Genomic DNA, 16,199 nt, shown 5'->3' with positions numbered 1-16,199 from the left:
TCCTAAAGCTGAATAACATAGTCGGGAGAAACCGACACGGTAAATAACAAAAATGCGACTTGATGATTAATCCCCCATGACGACCATATATCTTGTACTTCGCGCAACGTTTGTCGTTGAGAAGTACTCATCGCCCCGCTATAAAACACAGTATTGTAGTAATCGAGCAAGGCTTCTAAACCTTGTAACTCAAGAATGTTAGCGTGCGCCTGCATACTTAACAAAATACGATTGTCACTAGGATCAGACACTTCTTCTTTAATATTCCATAGAAAATTACCGTATTGATTATTAAACTGACCAATTAACGCGGCATCGTTGGCAATTTGTAACTCTGGTGCCACGATGTCCAAATCCAATAAATCAGCAGGCTGGTAATCGGGTCTAAAAAAGTTAAAAACCGATGGCGAACCTAAAGGGCTTTGGCCATGGCTGTCGTTTAACGACCAAGTGAAATACCAACCACTAGGGCTAGCCGCATCTAACTCACGCCAAAATTGAACAGTGCGTAATAAAGGCTCTCGCACTTTACCGTAGTAGCTTATTACCCCTGAGTTTTGGCGGGCTTCGTCGTCTAACAAAATAGCGCGAACTACTGCCGCCAAATCACCGCGAACACCATGGCCATTGTTGTTAAATACACTGGCTACACGCGCCACGTATTGCGGCGTAGGGTTAGAGGTAATTAAACGTTGGATAAGCTGTTTACCAATAAATGGCCCCACGTTAGGGTGGTTAAATAAATTATCTAACGCTGCTTGCATATCGTCTTCTGGGCTTTGTCCGCCGGCGATGACTTCTCCACTTAATAAGGTTTTGTCTTTTTGCGAGTGGTAATCGGGGTAGGCTTCCATCGGAATCGTATAGTTACGGCTAGGTCGGTTCCAGCGGGCGCTCGCGCCAAATGTCCAGCCGGTAAATACTCTAGCAAAGCCTTCAATTTGTGGTTGACCGTAAGTGGCAATCGTATTGCCTTCGCCATCGCGCTTGGGGCTGCCATCAAGATTTAATTCCGCTAAACCAATAGTGAATAACTGCATCACTTCACGCGCGTAGTTTTCATCAGGGCGAATGTTTAACTCTTCATCGGCTTTTTCGTTGCCTAAGTGACTTAAGTAAGTCCCCATGACTGGCGATAAGGTGACTTCTTCTAGTAACTCTCGGTAGTTACCAAAAGCGTGCTCGAGTAAAATATCTTGGTAATGAGCCATACCTTCTGGTTCACCACGCAACGCATTATTACTATCTGATACCACCAAAATTTCGCTTAAGGCAAAAGCCACCCGTTGACGCAACTGATCAGGCGCATTGAGTGATGCCTTCCACCAAGCGTCCACTCGATTGATTTGATTAGGCTCCTCTCTATCGGGGTAGTTTTTTACCAACGGCGAATGAAAAGTAATCGGCAATTGCATTTGCTCGTCTAACCATTCTTGCTCACTAATACCGATTGCTTGTTCTATCTCAATGCCTTTAGGGCCTAGCGTAGCTTGATGCAGCAAGCGGGCTGCTTGGGCTGAGCTCATTGCTTGTTTCACTTCAAAGCTCAATTGCTGGCGAGTAACGTTGTCTTGCTCATTAGTAATGGCGACTTCAAAAGTATAGGTATCAGCATCCAGAGCGTTATTACTGGCGGGGGTTATTTCCAACTCTAGGCTATCGCTTTGATTAAAGCTGATACTTGGCCCTGCAACTTGGCGCCACTCCACTTTACTAATAGTACCCACACCAGAAGCTTTTGCTTTTAATGTTACGGGCTGGCCCTTACGGGCAGTTTGGCTCAACTCAATATCCACATTAGGGTTTTGAGGTTCGTCCGAGACTGATTCCGAGCCACCACCACAAGCTAACAATGATAAAAGCAAGGTGATACCAACAATACTTCGCATTAACACATCCATGTCATTAATTGATAAACAAACGAATTCTCGGGATACTTGGCTTTAAAATCAACAATTTGATAACAAATAATTCTGCTACGGTGTTACCGAAGCTTTACGCTAAAAACGTAGAGGCTAATAAAATCAAAGAAAGTTGGATTGAAACTTATAAAAACAACCACTTTCAAAAATAAAGCTATACTTTTCTTTAATTTACCTTTTTTTGATAATTAGTTAACCCAATGTATTTGGCATCTTTTAGTCAATTTAACTGCCTGTAAAACCTACCATGTAACTAAATTTGTCAGAATAGCCATTTTATACCATTACAGCCATAGCAGTAGCACACAACCAGCGGTGAGGCATGACATAGTTATGTTAAAGTTTTGCCTAGCGACCGGAGAGCTTAACCAGCGGGCGATAAACTTACCAAAACTAACCCAAACCGTCGCGGTCACCGGATTGACGAGAAAAAATGACAATACCAAGCCTGCGATAGATGGCCAATAGTGTTCACCGGGGATAGCAAAACTAGCCACTGCCGATGAAGTCATCATCCATGCTTTGGGGTTTAAATACTGGAAGCCCAATGATTCTAAAAAGCTGAGAGGTTTCGCCATGCTTTGCTTCGCCAATGTAGATTGGCCTAATATACGGTAGGCCAAGTACAATAAATAAGCACTACCTAAAATTTTCAGCCCCCACTGCAATAGCGGGTAATGCTGAAATACCCAGTTTAAACCTAAAGCCATCAGCAAGATCATCGAAGCAATGCCAACCGGAATTCCCGCCATTTGCGGCAAAGTGCGCTTAAAGCCAAAATTGGCGCCAGAAAAAGTCAGTAGCATATTATTTGGCCCTGGCGTTCCAGCCATAACCACTGCAAATATAATCATTGATGAAAACAAAGCAATATCCATATCCCCTCCAAAATTGTATCGATACAATATAGTAAAAACTGTTAAAAACACTGCCAAACATCTAAGTTACACGCTAATATAGCCTTACAACGGCGTCAAAAGGTTTATTGTCATGATGACAATTTGGAACAAGTTGAATAAAGAAGGAAATAAAGCCGCTCAAATTGTTGAGCAGCTAAGAGAGTTAGTCGCCAGTAGCTCTCTGCTACCCGGAGAAAAACTGCCTCCTCAACGGCATTTAGCCGAGTGGCTTGAAGTCACCGTGGGCACCATAAGCCGAGCTTATACCCAAGCCGAGCAGCAAGGCTTAATTGAATCTAGAACCGGTAGCGGAAGCTATGTAAAAAAAATGCCTGACTACCAACAGCAATGGGGAAGCCTAAAAGGGGATAACCAAAACATAGGCTTATGGCAAAATACGGCGTTTACCCAAGCTAGGGCTCAGCACTTAAGTCAGTTACTGCAAGGCTATAGCCAAGCAGGTGAACAGTTGGATGACTTGCTAGATAACGACTTCAGTCAAAACATCATCAGCCAACGCCAAGCGATGTGTAGTTGGACGAATCAACAAGGTTTTCACTTTAAGCCTGAACAGTTGTTTTTTTCCTATGGGGCACAACATGGCCTACACCTATGTCTAATTGCTATGGATTTAGTCGGTGAGCGCGTTCTTTGCGAATCTTTGTGTTACCCCGGTCTGATTACCTTGGCCAAACAGCTTAAGATTGAATTAAAGGGCCTGAAGCTAGACCAACAGGGGATCTGCCCAATCGACCTGTTGCATCATATTGAAAAGTTTCACCCCAAAGCCCTCTACCTCACCCCGACTTTGCAAAACCCCACTACCGCAATTATGTCTGAGCAGCGGCGCCTAGAAATTATCGAGATTTGTCAGCAACACCAAGTGATCATTATTGAGGATGACGTATGTGGTTTACTGCCAGATCAGCGCCCCAGGTCAATGGTTGAGATTGCTCCCGAGCAAGTCATCTATCTAAATAGTTTTTCTAAAGGAGCATTTAAGGGCTTACGTTTTGCTTATCTACACGCGCCAAAACACCTAAATGATGCACTTAACAGCGCGATTCGAGGAAGTGTGTGGAATATTAGCCCCTTGTTGGTTGATATCGCCATTCAGTGGATCCAAGCTGGCCATGCCGATCAAGCACTTATCGAGCAGCGCCGCAGGGTGAACCAACGGGCCCAGTTGCTTCATCATCATATGGCGGGCTTAGATTACACCTACCAACCAGACGGCTTACACTGTTGGTTGAAGCTCCCCTCTGGGTGGCGCTGCGCCCAATTTGTAGAAGCGGCTAGGCAGCAAGGCGTAGAAGTGGCCTCGGCTGAACACTTTGTGGTTGATAACCAAGCGAGCCCTAACGCTGTTCGTTTGTCATTAGGCCAGGCGGAATCAAACCTTTTATTAGATGAAGCCTTAGCTAAACTGGCCATATTACTAAACAGCGGCCCCAGCATCCCCACACAAATCATCTAATCGAGTAAAGTGGGTGAGAAACTTGCATCTGCGCTAGTCTGTACCTAGACTAGCGCATTATCATCAGCTTTCGTTTGATGCCCTTTCTTATCAATACAGAGACTACACTTTGTTAAGCTATCGCCACTCTTATCACGCGGGTAATTTTGCCGACGTACTAAAGCATTTAGTACAACAGCGAATTCTTACTCATCTCACTCAAAAAGATAAACCTCTTTGTTATATCGATACTCACGCAGGCGCCGGTGCGTATAGCTTAAATAGCCCTGAAGCTAAGAAAAAGAGTGAGTATGAAAACGGCATTGGCAAACTGTGGGACGCTGAAGATTTACCGCAGTTGCTAAAAAACTATTTAAAACTGGTGAACCAACTGCACCCAGAAAAAACCCGCCAGTATTACCCGGGCTCACCGTGGATCGCTAAAATGATGCTGCGCCGTGATGACCGACTATTTTTGCACGAATTGCACCCTAGTGAGCAAGCGCCTTTAAGTAGTTTGTTTCAACGCGATCGTCGCTGTAAAATTCGCCAAGAAAACGGCCACCAAAGCTGTGTGGCACTAATGCCCCCTAAAGAACGTCGAGGCTTAGTATTAATTGATCCGTCCTATGAAGTGAAAGACGAGTATCGCACCGTGGTAAGCACTTTAGTTGAGTCTCACAAACGCTTTGCTTCTGGTACTTATGCCTTGTGGTACCCGGTCGTTGAACGCTTTCGCATCGATAAGCTCGAAAAAGCCTTAATCCGTAGCGGCATGACCAATATTCAACTGTTTGAATTAGGTATTCAGCACGACAGCGATGAGTTTGGTATGACTGCCAGTGGCATGATTGTTATCAACCCACCGTGGACCTTGATGAAAGAAATGCAAGAGGTGTTACCTTACTTAGCCGAAACCTTAGGTGAAAACGGCGAAGGCAATTGGCGCGCCGAAGTGCTAGTAGAAGAATAAAGCCCGCCTGCAGCGCATTTAAGCTGACACTTGAATGCGCGCTATACCTTGATACTTTCTAACCAAGCCAAAGAACGCGGCATTAATAGTGGCTGTTCAGCCTGATATTGCCAATACCAGGCCAAGTCTAACAATGTCACACCTTTTTCTAATAATGCAAATTGTTCAAGACCTAGGTCGGATAGCTCGAGCAATTGCTGGCGCTGCTCAATGCTCACCGGACAGCGTACCGACACGCTGGCTGCATCCCAGCCAAGCATAGAGGTAGCCGCATACTCCCAATCTAATACCAACAGTTTTTGCTGGGGCGTAACGAGCAAATTTTCAAGGTGTAAGTCATGATGATTAAAGGCCGTAGCGCTTGGCCAATTTTGCTGTTCTATCCAACGTAAGGCCCGCTGTCGCCAGCCTTGTGCTTGAGCGTTTGTCACATCACAAACGTACTGTGTTAGGTAACCAAGCATATCAAAATGTGGCAAGCCCTTACCGGCTTTTGGTAGTTGCTGAAGTATCATTAATAGCTGCTGCCAAAGCACTGGTTGTCGCCATTGATTAAGGCTCAATACCTCGCCTTGTTGATAATAATACAGTAAAAAATGACTACTATTACTCAATGGGTGTAACTTGATCGCCCAAGGAACTAAGTTAAGCTGTTGTAATACTTCTCTTTCGCGTTGATAATCCAAGCCATAACAAGGCTGATGCTGATTTAGACGCAATACTAACAGTTCGGTTTGCGTTTTAAGTAACCAAGAATGCTGGTGGCCACCGCTTAAACGGTCGGCTTTCAGTAATGGTCCAAGGTGTAACTCTAGGTAACTTAAGACTGGTTCGGGTAATGCAAAACTCGGCACACTAAGTTCCGTAAGTGGTCACAGAAAAATTATTATCAAGGAGTGTAAGATGAAAAAACTGCTATGGCTAGCATGCTGTGCATTGAGTGTAGTAGGCTTTAATAGCCAAGCTAAAACCGAACTATCCGTATATACCTACCAAAGTTTTGTTTCTGATTGGGGACCTGGACCAGCACTAACTAAAGCCTTTGAACGCCAATGTGACTGCACGATTTCGTGGGTAGGTTTAGATGATGGTGTGGCTATTTTAAATCGCTTGAAACTAGAAGGTAAGCGCAACAAAGCCGATATTATTCTAGGCTTAGATACCAACTTAATCCCTGAAGCCAACGCTATTGGTTCGGTACAAGCCCATCAATTAACACTGCCCCCGCTTGCCATTGACTGGCAAGATAATAACTTTGTACCGTTTGACTATGGCTACTTCGCCTTTGTCTACAATACTGAAAAATTAGCCAAAGCCCCAAGCTCTATGCAAGAGCTAATTAACGACTTTGACGGCACCATTTTGTATCAGGATCCACGAACTAGCACACCAGGTCAGGGCTTGATGTTGTGGATTAAAGCCTTATACGGTGACCAAGCAACTCAAGCGTGGGACAAGCTCAAAACCAAAACAGTGACAGTGACTAAAGGCTGGAGCGAAGCTTACGGCATGTTCTTAAAGGGTGAAGCAGATTTAGTACTAAGCTACACCACCTCCCCTGCCTATCACATGGTCGCAGAGCAAGAAAATCGCTACCAAGCAGCTGAGTTCAGCGAAGGGCATATGAGCCAAGTAGAAGTAGCGGCTATTAGCTCAACCAGTCAAAATGTTGAATTATCTCAGCAATTTTTACAGTTTTTGCTTGGTGAAGAAGCACAACAAATCATCGCCACCAGCAATTGGATGCTACCGGTTAATCCAAAGGCAGAGTTGCCTGAAGCATTTTCAAGCTTGATAATGCCAAAGCCTCTTAGTATCGACAATCAAACAGTCAGTAAACAACGTCAGCAATGGACCAAAGAGTGGCGGAACGCAGTAAGCCAATAAGCCACTTATAATGCCCAAGTTAGCAGCGCTATTAGGCTATGCCGCCACAGCGACAATCGCCTTGATTGTGGCTGTGGCTTTTTATGGTTTAGCCGAACAAGCTAAACAGCTTAGCTGGGCAGCATTTAATGACCCCTATTTATGGCGAGTTTTACGCTTTAGTCTTTGGCAAGCCTTAGCGTCTGCGGCGCTAGCGTGCGTAGGCGGGGTGCTGATTGCTAGAGCGTGGTTTTACTTGCAACCCAAGTCGTTGGCCTGGCAATTACGAATAGCCAATTTATGCTTTGTTAGCCCGGTTATTTTAGTTGTTCTAGGGTGCGTAGGCAGCTTTGGCTCAAATGGATTTTGGCAACAGATAAGCCCATTTTCATGGAATATATACGGATTACCTGGGATTTTAATCGCACATAGCTTCTTGAACATGCCGTTAATTGCCCGCTATTGCTACCTGCAATTTAACGATATTCCTGCCAGCTATTGGCGGCAAGCTAAACAACTAGGCTTCAGTGATTTACAGCGCTGGCGGAATGTAGAGTGGCCACTACTCCGTTCTCGTCTAGCGGGTTTATTTGGCTTAGTATTTTTACTTTGCTTTGGTAGTTTCACCATTGTATTGGCGCTAGGCGGTGGCCCTCGTAGCACCACTTTAGAAGTGGCAATTTATCAGGCTTTACGCTACGACTTTGACCCCTTATTTGCTTTGCAATGTGCTCTGTTGCAATTAATAATCGCCGCCAGTTTAGGTTGGTTATTATTAGGCCGAGAACAAGAAGACGCGCCCCGCCTTAAGCAATCCTATATCGAAAAAATTAACGCTTCTGCTGGCCTCTGTATGTTCTATCGTGTTGCTCTGAGCATCTATTATCTATTCATACTATCAGTAACATTGGGGATTTTAAGCCCACTATTTACACTCAATTGGCACCAACTGCCTTGGGCTCAATGGCAAAGCAGTATTACTTGGTCACTCAGTATTGCCCTACAAAGCACACTATGGGTAACGGTGTTGGGATTTTGCTTATTGGCCCACTACGCACATAACCTCAACCAACAGCGCCGCAGTAAAACCAATCGAATTCAAGAGCTCTTTGCCTCGGTCATGTTACTTGCGCCAGCGATGGTGATCACTACAGGCTTGTTTTTCTTTCTAATTCGACGAACAGATATTGCTGAATATACGCAAGCCCTAGTCGCACTAATCAATGCCTTGATGAGCCTGCCATTTTTTATTCGTAGTTTAAAACCAGCGCTCAATGACTTGGTGAAGCAATACCGTAAACTCAACCTCAGCTTAGCATTGCCAATGTCTAGTCAAATACGTTTTATTGCTTGGCCCTTGCTGCGAAAACCACTGAGTCTCGCCCTGGGTTTATCGATGGTATTATCTTTGGGGGATATGGGTGTCATCGCCTTGATAGGCAGTGTGGATGTCGTCACTTTACCCTTGTTGTTATATCAACAATTGGGCACTTATCAATATGCGCTAGCCAGTGCAACCGGACTGATTATGTTGCTGTTATGCACCAGTATTTTCTATCTACTCGATCGTACCATAGGACGAAGCCCATGCTGAAGATAAACCAACTAAGCTGCCAGCGTGAACAACAGCTGTTTAATTACCAGTTAGACGTGGCGGCAGGAGAAGTGGTGGCCCTTTTAGGCGCGAGTGGTAGTGGTAAAAGTACGCTGTTAGAGCTTATTGCTGGTTTTGTACCCGCCACTTCTGGCGAGTTAATTTGGCAAGGGGAAAACATATTACAACAACCCATTGCTCAACGCCCTGTCACCAGTTTGTTTCAGCAACACAATTTATTTCACCACCTTACTCTTGCCCAAAATATTGCATTAGGTATCGCCCCTTCCCTTAAACCCAGTAAAAACCAACAACAGCAAATTAGTGAAGTGGCTGACAGCTTGGGGATCGCCGATTTACTTCAGAAACGCCCAGACCAAGTGTCAGGTGGTCAGCAACAACGAGCGGCATTAGCGCGTTGCTTAGTCAGGCAACAACCTATCTTATTACTAGACGAGCCTTTTAGCGCACTCGATCCGATGCTGCGTTTAGAGTGCTTGGAGTTAGTTAAGCAGTTAGCAGAACAGTGGCAGCTGGCGGTGTTAATGGTCACTCACCAATGGCAAGACGCCTCAAGAGTTGCCAAGCGTGTAGCCTTTATCGAACAAGGAAAAACTCAGCAGTTTGCTGAAACAGACACCTTACAGAACTACCCGGCCAATAGTCATATAGCCCATTACTTGGCCTGCAGCTGAGAAAGGCTAAAGCTCATGTAACAGTGGCCGATATACTTGTTATTCAAGCTTAGAGGGGGCTTTATCATGCAAGTTAATTACAATTTACAAGCGGCCTCGCTAGAGTCTACTTATGCCGCCCGTACCCGCATAGAAAACACCGCCCCTAGGCAAACATTAAGCGAGTATACCGCGCGTAGACAAATGTCTAGCCCAGGCAGTGCGGTGTATAACGGTAATGACGTTCAGCCAAACCAATCAGCAACTCAATTGCGTGATGGCGACGATGCCAAGCAAGCTAACCGTAAGCAAATTCGCGAAGCGATGGGAAGAAGTGTTGATCAAGCGGCCACTCACATTCGTTTGTATTTTCAGTATATGGATGAAAAAAGTTCTCGCGGGCCACAGCTGTTAGCTAAAGCTTAAACACTTATCCACAGTCAAGAATAAATCGGACCTAGAACCCGTTGGTTTAGCCATCGCCCCTCCACCAACATCCTTCGCTACAACCCACTGATCATTTACGCCTATCAATCATTGAGTCTCTTCTTTTCACCAGTCCCTCAACTTAGCGCAAAAAACCAGCAGAAAACTCATAAATAAATTATTAATTTACAAATAACCACTAATCGGGTTCAAAATTTGCTAAAAGACCTTATGCAGCATTTTTTTGACTTATAGATTTAAGGACTAACTCTTGAACAAGGCAATTTCTACAACTTTTTTAGCCACTTTATTGTTATCTGGATGTGGCGGTGGTGGTGACTCATCAGCACCCAGTGCCCCAAAATACAAGTGGCAAATTATTCAGTTACAAACGCAAAAAGAAAGTGAGATGAAATCTGGCTGTATTATCTATGGAACCTCAGAGACAGATGACAGCCGAGTGATGACCGCCTCCGTTGCGAATACTGGTTACAACATTCTATTTCACAATGCTGATGGCACTATCATTGACGAACACACCATCCCTGCCGCGGATGTTCCCAGCACGGGAATTGTCACCATTAATAGTGCTTTAGTACCCGATGAAGGGTACGTATCTTTAGAAGAACTTGACCGGGACTTTACCGGGCAACCCGATGTGTACATGTTAAGTGTTGAAAAGTCTTTATTATCCGACTCGGTGTTTAGTGTGCGTAGTGCGCAAACGGGCAGTGATTGCTATAAAGGAAAAGACTACCGCACAACGGTTGATACCTCTGACACCGCGGCCTTAAGCGCATTGCAATTAAGCGGTGTTAGCTACTATAAAACCAGTTACTCGGCAGAGTTAGTCGCTGGCAGTGAAATATCGGCACACGTCCCTGTACGCTCACCTTTACCGGCCACTAAAAACACCTTGGTCACGGCGTTCTATGCTAGCGAAAATCAACAGCATACTGACCTCGCCTATTACGGGTTTATTGAGCCACAGTATATTTATGATACCGAAGATAGCGGCGATATCATCTCGGTGGAGCTTACTAGTGAAGACTTACTACCGATGTATTGGCAAGCGGCATCTAACCTTAGTTTAGATGACGGTAGCGCAATACTGGCCATCCACAATAACAATAGCTATCACTGGCAAACCTTATATGAGCAGGTTGACGAATTTAGTATTTTCTCTAATAGCCGCTTAGTCAGCCACTGGGTGGGGCTTTTTTCTGGAAGCACATTAGACAGTCAATGGCAATTTGACAGCTTTGTGGCCATCGACTCAGATAGCTCAGCTGTAAGCCTTGAATTGCCTGATTTGGCATCCATCGATTCGGTTAATTTAAGCAGCAATTGCTCTAGCGAGTACTCCGCGGCCAGCTACTGCTTAGATAATGGTAATAGCTTCAGTAGCGAGCATTTTGCCTTGCAACGTAGCCAGCTACGTTTGCTGTCTCATGCTGATAGTCGCGTTTTTTATCAAACTATTTATGCCCAGCCTAAGGCTGCTCAAGTGGTACTGCAAAGCAGCGCTTCAGAGTTACAAGTTAGTTCGGTAGACCGACTTGAATTAGCCCTGCTTAATGGCGAATTATCAGCAGATAAGCGTGATTACTTCATGGCAAGTTATATGGATAGCCAAACCATTGCAGAAAGCAATATAGTGAATGAATTTAGTGATGCAAACGGTTTGGTCGTCACCCCTGAGGAGCTAGATAATTTGTATCTCAATATGCTAAAGAATACCTCTACCATCTCACACAATGCCAAAACTGGAAGTTAAGCCTTAAGCTTAAGCGTCGCTCAGATAACGCTGACGACGCTTAAGCTTAACCACACATTAATAGGGCGACAATAATTCTACGGAATCTAAGCGATGAGCCAATAGAGTATCTACGTTATCCCCATGCTCAGGATAGTAGGCCCACCCTACTTTTAAACTATCTAAAGACACGCCTTGTAATTGTTGTTGTAGCTGTAAAGTCAGTTTTTCTGCCACGCTGTTGGCCGCGGCTCTGCTTGCCCCATATAACAAAGCAATTAACTCGCCATCACTATATTGGGCGATACTGTCAGAACGCCGCAACTGTTGTTGTAAAACTTGGGCAACAATAGCGCACACCAACGAAGAGTCATTGCTAGAGTAATGCAAAGTGAGAATGGCAAAGGGTTCATGATTGCGTTGGCTTAAACGCATCGCTTGAATCAGCAACTCACGAAATAAAGGGGCAGACAGCAAACCACTTTGCGGATCACGTAGTTTAGTCTCATCGTTAATCACCGGCATGGTTAAGGGTAATACACTGGCTAGCAAGTAATGTTGCTGCTGAATTTCAACCGGCATACCGTGAAGGCGCAACCACTCATCTTCACTATGGCAATAATGACAAACCAGTGCCGTGTTATTGCTTAAGCTAGCATGCATCGCTTGCTGGAAAGCCGACCGGCACCGAATATCAATTTTCTGCAACCATTGCTCTAAAGACATTTTATCCGTTTCATTGGCCACCCAAGGGTAACGTACAGTCACGAGATCATCATTTGGCTGAAACAACCAATAACCACTATCCGTTTCCACAATACTATGAAAAAAGCTCACAAGATCTACATCCGCCACGCCACGTCCTTTTTCAGTGTTTACATAGAGTGTAGCAAAGCTATTCACTTCGCTTACTCGTATTGTTTTGCTATTTAACAGGCACAAAAAAGGCTGAGCATGCTCAGCCTAAATTAACGTTGCTTGATAAGCCTATATCAACTCAAGAGTTTCCATTTCCTTGCGGATGCGGCTCTTGGTGGTGTCAGACAACTCAGTTACGGGTAAACGGCACTCGGCTTTACATTTGTTAAGCAAAGACATGGCGTACTTAGCACCGGCAGGGCTTGGCTCCAAAAACATCGCCTGATGCAAAGGAATCAACTTGTCTTGAATCTCACTCGCTTTCGCATAGTCACCATCTAAAGTGGCTTGTTGCATTTGCGAACATAACTTGGGTGCAACGTTAGCGGTGACAGAAATACACCCTTGGCCACCACTCAAATTATAAGAGACTGCGGTTGCATCCTCACCACTTAACCAACAAAAGTCAGCACTGATTAATTGACGTTCAAACAACGGTCGTGATAAATCACCGGTAGCGTCTTTCACACCGACGATACGGGGTAACAAAGCCAACTTAGCGATGGTCACGGGGCTCAAATCCACCACCGCACGAGGTGGAATGTTATACAAAACAATCGGAATATCGGTCGCGTCATGCAACATCTTAAAGTGTTGGTAAAGGCCTTCTTGATTTGGGCGGTTATAATAACCCGCCACATGCAATGTCGCGTCGGCTCCAGCTTGTTGAGCAGCCTTTGTATATTCAATCGCTTCAACCGGGTTATTAGACCCCGCGCCAGCGATAACAGGTACTCTTCCCTTAGCTTGTTCAACTACCGCTCTTACCACCGCGATATGTTCGTCATGGCTTAAAGTGGGGCTTTCACCAGTCGTACCTACTGGTACAATACCGTGAGTCCCTTGATTAATATGCCATTCAACTAACTCGCGAATCGCCGCATAATCCACCTCGCCTTCTGTAAAGGGAGTAACTAGCGCTACAATCGATCCTCTAAACATGCCCGCTCCATCAACTTACTTCAAAAATAAAAAAACCCGGTCACAGTGGCCGGGTTCAAAAATGTTGTTTCGTTTTAATAACACCCAGCCATTAACCACCCGTTTTTTATTTCGGGCCGTTTATACTTCTTTAACTCTAAAGAAAGTGGCAACACAGTGCAGTCCTTTAACAACGAAAATCTTACTAGCTAGTTTCCTTAGCACGCACTAAAAGTCAAGTAACCTGAAAAATAAATCCATAGTAACTGCGATGAGATAGCCTTTTCTGTGAAAACTTCCTATTATTGCCACCATTAAATACCGTGATAAAGCCTAACTATGAACACCTCGCTACATACCACCAGCCAAGTACTCGCCCGTCATGACAATTTATTTGCTCAACAACACTTAGTTGTAGCAGGTCAGTTAGCCGACAACTACCCTTTATCACTATTAGAACAGGTTGAATCCTTACAACTATGCTGTACTCACTATGGGCAATACAGCTACTACCAAGCTAATCAACACCGTAGGCTCACTAGTCAGTTTTCAGCGACCCCAGTGATAAACCCTGATAGCAACGCCCTGCTGTTGTTTATGCCCAAAGCAAAACAAGAAGCGGCCTACCTATTTGCTCAGCTATTACCGCAACTGCAAATTGGCGCAAGTATTTTTGTGGTTGGCGAGAATAGAGGCGGAGTAAAGAGTTGTGAAAAACTACTTGCCGAATTTGGGGTTAAGATGAACAAAATTGATAGTGCTCGCCGCTGTGGGCTCTATCATGGAGAGTTAACCCAAGCGGCCCCTCCGTTTGTTGCCGAGCAATGGCAATCAGAGTTCACCATTCCCGCTGACGATAAAAGCTTGAGTGTTAAATCTATGCCTGGCGTATTTAACCATGGGAAACTAGACGACGGCAGCCAACTTTTACTTGAGCAACTACCGCCTATGCGAGGCTCGGTGCTCGACTTTGGGTGCGGCGCGGGCGTTATTGGTGCAAGCTTGGCGCTTCGTTATGAAATCGATATCACGCTGCTCGATGTTAGTGCATTTGCTGTAGCTAGCAGCCGAGCAACTTTAGCAGCAAACTCGCTAGATGGAACAGTACTTGCTTCAGATGGATTAAGCGAGGTGGGTCAACGCTTTGATTTTATCGTTACTAACCCGCCATTCCATGCTGGTATTGATACGCAATATGAAACAACTGAAACGTTTCTTATTCAAGCAAAACAGCATTTAAACGCTAACGGCGAATTATGGTTAGTGGCAAATAGTTTTCTTCAGTATGAAGCAATTATTAAGCAACACTTCTCTCGCTGTGAAAGCAAGCTAGATAACAAAAAATTCAAGATTTTGCGTTGTTGCATATAGAAAATCACTATTTTCATTATGGATTTATTAAAACGACTATTCTGCTGTTTACATTAGAGCAAATATCTGGAAACTTAGACTGATTACGTGAAAACGATTTCATAACTTAAAATTTAAATAGAGGTACTAGGTCCCATGGCTGGAATTCTTACAATGATCCTCGCGGGTGGAGAAGGCACACGCCTTTATCCGCTAACAGATAGCCGCACTAAACCCGCGGTTCCTTTTGGGGGGAGCTATCGGCTTATCGACTTCGCCTTAAATAACTTTGTTAACTCTGATTTTTTAAAAATTTATGTTCTCACTCAGTTTAAATCGCAATCACTAAATATCCATTTACGCCAAGCTTGGCACTTATCAGGCATTACTGACCGCTTTATTGACGCGGTTCCCGCTCAAATGCGAGTGGGTAAACGCTGGTACGACGGAACCGCTGATGCCATTTACCAAAATGCGCGATTTATTGAGATAAATGAGCCTGATCACGTTTGTATTTTTGGTAGCGACCACATCTACAAGATGGACGTTCGTCAAATGGTAGATGAACATCGCCGTAAAGAAGCAGACCTAACTGTAGCCGCCATTAAGGTGCCTAAAGAGCAAGCCGACCAATTTGGTATCATCGAAGTCGACGTAGAGGGGAGAATGATTGGTTTTGAAGAAAAACCTAAAGTAAACCCTAAAACCATTCCTGGCGACCCTGACCATGTACTGGCCTCTATGGGCAACTACGTATTTGAACGTAAAGTCTTATTAGAATCACTCTACGATGATGCTAAAGAAGACAATTCTACGCATGATTTTGGCCACGACATCATTCCAAAGCTCTACCCAAAGGGTAATGTATTCGCTTACGACTTTACTCAAAACGACATACCAGGTGAGACAACTAGCGGCTATTGGCGTGATGTAGGTACCTTAGATGCCTATTGGGCGGCTCACATGGACTTATTAGATGAAGAGCCACCATTTTCGCTATACAACCCTAAATTTCCACTGCACACCCATTACCCTCCATTGCCACCAGCAACCTTTAAGGATGTAGGAGACAAAAAAGTAAGTATCAGCCAATCTCTGATATCTGCGGGTAGTTTTGTTTTAGGTTCAGAGGTTAACCGCAGTGTACTTGGTTTCAGAAGCCACGTTCGCCCGGGCTCGGTCATTAGCGAGTCGGTGTTAATTGCTAATTGTAGAATTGGCGAAGGCTGTCAGATTCGTCGAACAATCATCGACAAAAATGCTGAAATTGCCCCCGGAACCATTATCGGAGAAAATTTAGAAGAAGATCGCAAACGTTTTACGGTATCTCCAGAAGGAATTGTAGTGATACCGAAAAACGCTAAAGTTGGCTTTTAATTGACCAAGTCACCTTGTAAATAGACAAGCAATTACTCTAATATGAACTTATTTAAGGCACCCTAGG

Annotated in this window: 14 protein-coding genes; 9 read left to right on the top strand and 5 right to left on the bottom strand. The window is 44.6% G+C overall.

Going from position 1 to position 16,199, the window contains the following annotated elements; genetic code table 11:
• Window positions 1-2 precede the first annotated feature (2 nt).
• Window positions 3-1,889, bottom strand: coding sequence for a DUF1800 domain-containing protein (locus tag ACVFI8_RS16005; RefSeq protein ID WP_248712587.1), 1,887 nt, complete (start codon window positions 1,887-1,889; stop codon window positions 3-5).
• A gap of 317 nt (window positions 1,890-2,206) precedes the next feature.
• A complete protein-coding gene (locus ACVFI8_RS16000; protein WP_248712588.1) occupies window positions 2,207-2,800 on the bottom strand; it encodes a LysE family translocator in 594 nt (197 codons plus the stop codon).
• Window positions 2,801-2,912: 112 nt separating this feature from the next.
• On the opposite strand from ACVFI8_RS16000, the gene ACVFI8_RS15995 reads away from it, so the two are divergent.
• A complete protein-coding gene (locus ACVFI8_RS15995; protein ID WP_457871907.1) occupies window positions 2,913-4,298 on the top strand; it encodes an aminotransferase-like domain-containing protein in 1,386 nt (461 codons plus the stop codon).
• A gap of 109 nt (window positions 4,299-4,407) precedes the next feature.
• Window positions 4,408-5,250 (top strand): 23S rRNA (adenine(2030)-N(6))-methyltransferase RlmJ, encoded by an 843-nt coding sequence (locus ACVFI8_RS15990; RefSeq protein WP_248712590.1) that lies wholly within the window; start codon window positions 4,408-4,410, stop codon window positions 5,248-5,250.
• Window positions 5,251-5,291: 41 nt separating this feature from the next.
• Here the strand turns inward: ACVFI8_RS15990 and ACVFI8_RS15985 are convergent, their stop codons facing one another.
• Window positions 5,292-6,104, bottom strand: a complete 813-nt coding sequence (locus tag ACVFI8_RS15985) for a phosphotransferase family protein (protein WP_457871906.1) — start codon at window positions 6,102-6,104, stop codon at window positions 5,292-5,294.
• A gap of 49 nt (window positions 6,105-6,153) precedes the next feature.
• Here ACVFI8_RS15985 and thiB point away from each other — a divergent pair, with 49 nt between their 5' ends.
• From thiB to ACVFI8_RS15960, 5 genes are all read left to right on the top strand, one after another.
• Window positions 6,154-7,137, top strand: a complete 984-nt coding sequence (gene thiB, locus ACVFI8_RS15980) for a thiamine ABC transporter substrate binding subunit (RefSeq protein ID WP_457871905.1) — start codon at window positions 6,154-6,156, stop codon at window positions 7,135-7,137.
• A gap of 10 nt (window positions 7,138-7,147) precedes the next feature.
• Complete coding sequence (locus tag ACVFI8_RS15975; RefSeq protein ID WP_457871903.1) at window positions 7,148-8,710, top strand: ABC transporter permease subunit; 1,563 nt, start codon at window positions 7,148-7,150, stop codon at window positions 8,708-8,710.
• On the top strand, window positions 8,704-9,405 hold the full coding sequence (thiQ, locus tag ACVFI8_RS15970; RefSeq protein WP_248712594.1) for a thiamine ABC transporter ATP-binding protein: 702 nt from the start codon (window positions 8,704-8,706) through the stop codon (window positions 9,403-9,405). Before ACVFI8_RS15975 ends, thiQ begins: the two co-directional genes overlap by 7 nt.
• Window positions 9,406-9,471: 66 nt before the next feature.
• Window positions 9,472-9,810 (top strand): hypothetical protein, encoded by a 339-nt coding sequence (locus tag ACVFI8_RS15965; RefSeq protein WP_248712595.1) that lies wholly within the window; start codon window positions 9,472-9,474, stop codon window positions 9,808-9,810.
• Between the two features lie 271 nt (window positions 9,811-10,081).
• Window positions 10,082-11,587 carry a hypothetical protein gene (locus ACVFI8_RS15960; RefSeq protein WP_248712596.1) on the top strand — a complete coding sequence of 502 codons (1,506 nt, stop codon included), beginning with the start codon at window positions 10,082-10,084 and terminating at the stop codon, window positions 11,585-11,587.
• Window positions 11,588-11,644: 57 nt separating this feature from the next.
• Here ACVFI8_RS15960 and ACVFI8_RS15955 read toward each other — a convergent pair whose 3' ends face one another.
• Both ACVFI8_RS15955 and dapA read right to left on the bottom strand, forming a co-directional pair.
• Window positions 11,645-12,469, bottom strand: coding sequence for a diguanylate cyclase domain-containing protein (locus ACVFI8_RS15955; RefSeq protein WP_248712597.1), 825 nt, complete (start codon window positions 12,467-12,469; stop codon window positions 11,645-11,647).
• 84 nt (window positions 12,470-12,553) lie between these two features.
• Window positions 12,554-13,426: a 4-hydroxy-tetrahydrodipicolinate synthase gene (gene dapA / locus ACVFI8_RS15950; RefSeq protein WP_248712598.1), complete on the bottom strand. Its 873-nt coding sequence runs from the start codon at window positions 13,424-13,426 to the stop codon at window positions 12,554-12,556.
• Window positions 13,427-13,744: 318 nt separating this feature from the next.
• Here dapA and rsmC point away from each other — a divergent pair, with 318 nt between their 5' ends.
• Complete coding sequence (rsmC, locus tag ACVFI8_RS15945) at window positions 13,745-14,776, top strand: 16S rRNA (guanine(1207)-N(2))-methyltransferase RsmC (RefSeq protein ID WP_457871902.1); 1,032 nt, start codon at window positions 13,745-13,747, stop codon at window positions 14,774-14,776.
• A 135-nt stretch (window positions 14,777-14,911) separates the two neighbouring features.
• Window positions 14,912-16,132 carry a glucose-1-phosphate adenylyltransferase gene (glgC, locus tag ACVFI8_RS15940; protein ID WP_248712600.1) on the top strand — a complete coding sequence of 407 codons (1,221 nt, stop codon included), beginning with the start codon at window positions 14,912-14,914 and terminating at the stop codon, window positions 16,130-16,132.
• The last annotated feature ends 67 nt before the right edge of the window (window positions 16,133-16,199 follow it).

The organism is Agarivorans sp. MS3-6 (genome assembly GCF_054112545.1).
The sequence above is the reverse complement of the archived record's forward strand: the minus strand, read 5'-3'. Positions and strand labels throughout refer to the sequence as shown.

What these genes read in the sequence shown, in the direction of transcription:
- glgC (WP_248712600.1), top strand. Translation starts at nt 14,912, where the DNA reads ATGGCTGGAATTCTTACAATGATCCTCGCGGGTGGAGAAGGCACACGC.
- thiQ (WP_248712594.1), top strand. Translation starts at nt 8,704, where the DNA reads ATGCTGAAGATAAACCAACTAAGCTGCCAGCGTGAACAACAGCTGTTT.
- ACVFI8_RS16000 (WP_248712588.1), bottom strand. Translation starts at nt 2,800, where the DNA reads ATGGATATTGCTTTGTTTTCATCAATGATTATATTTGCAGTGGTTATG.
- ACVFI8_RS15995 (WP_457871907.1), top strand. Translation starts at nt 2,913, where the DNA reads ATGATGACAATTTGGAACAAGTTGAATAAAGAAGGAAATAAAGCCGCT.
- thiB (WP_457871905.1), top strand. Translation starts at nt 6,154, where the DNA reads ATGAAAAAACTGCTATGGCTAGCATGCTGTGCATTGAGTGTAGTAGGC.
- ACVFI8_RS16005 (WP_248712587.1), bottom strand. Translation starts at nt 1,889, where the DNA reads ATGCGAAGTATTGTTGGTATCACCTTGCTTTTATCATTGTTAGCTTGT.
- ACVFI8_RS15965 (WP_248712595.1), top strand. Translation starts at nt 9,472, where the DNA reads ATGCAAGTTAATTACAATTTACAAGCGGCCTCGCTAGAGTCTACTTAT.
- dapA (WP_248712598.1), bottom strand. Translation starts at nt 13,426, where the DNA reads ATGTTTAGAGGATCGATTGTAGCGCTAGTTACTCCCTTTACAGAAGGC.
- ACVFI8_RS15975 (WP_457871903.1), top strand. Translation starts at nt 7,148, where the DNA reads ATGCCCAAGTTAGCAGCGCTATTAGGCTATGCCGCCACAGCGACAATC.
- rsmC (WP_457871902.1), top strand. Translation starts at nt 13,745, where the DNA reads ATGAACACCTCGCTACATACCACCAGCCAAGTACTCGCCCGTCATGAC.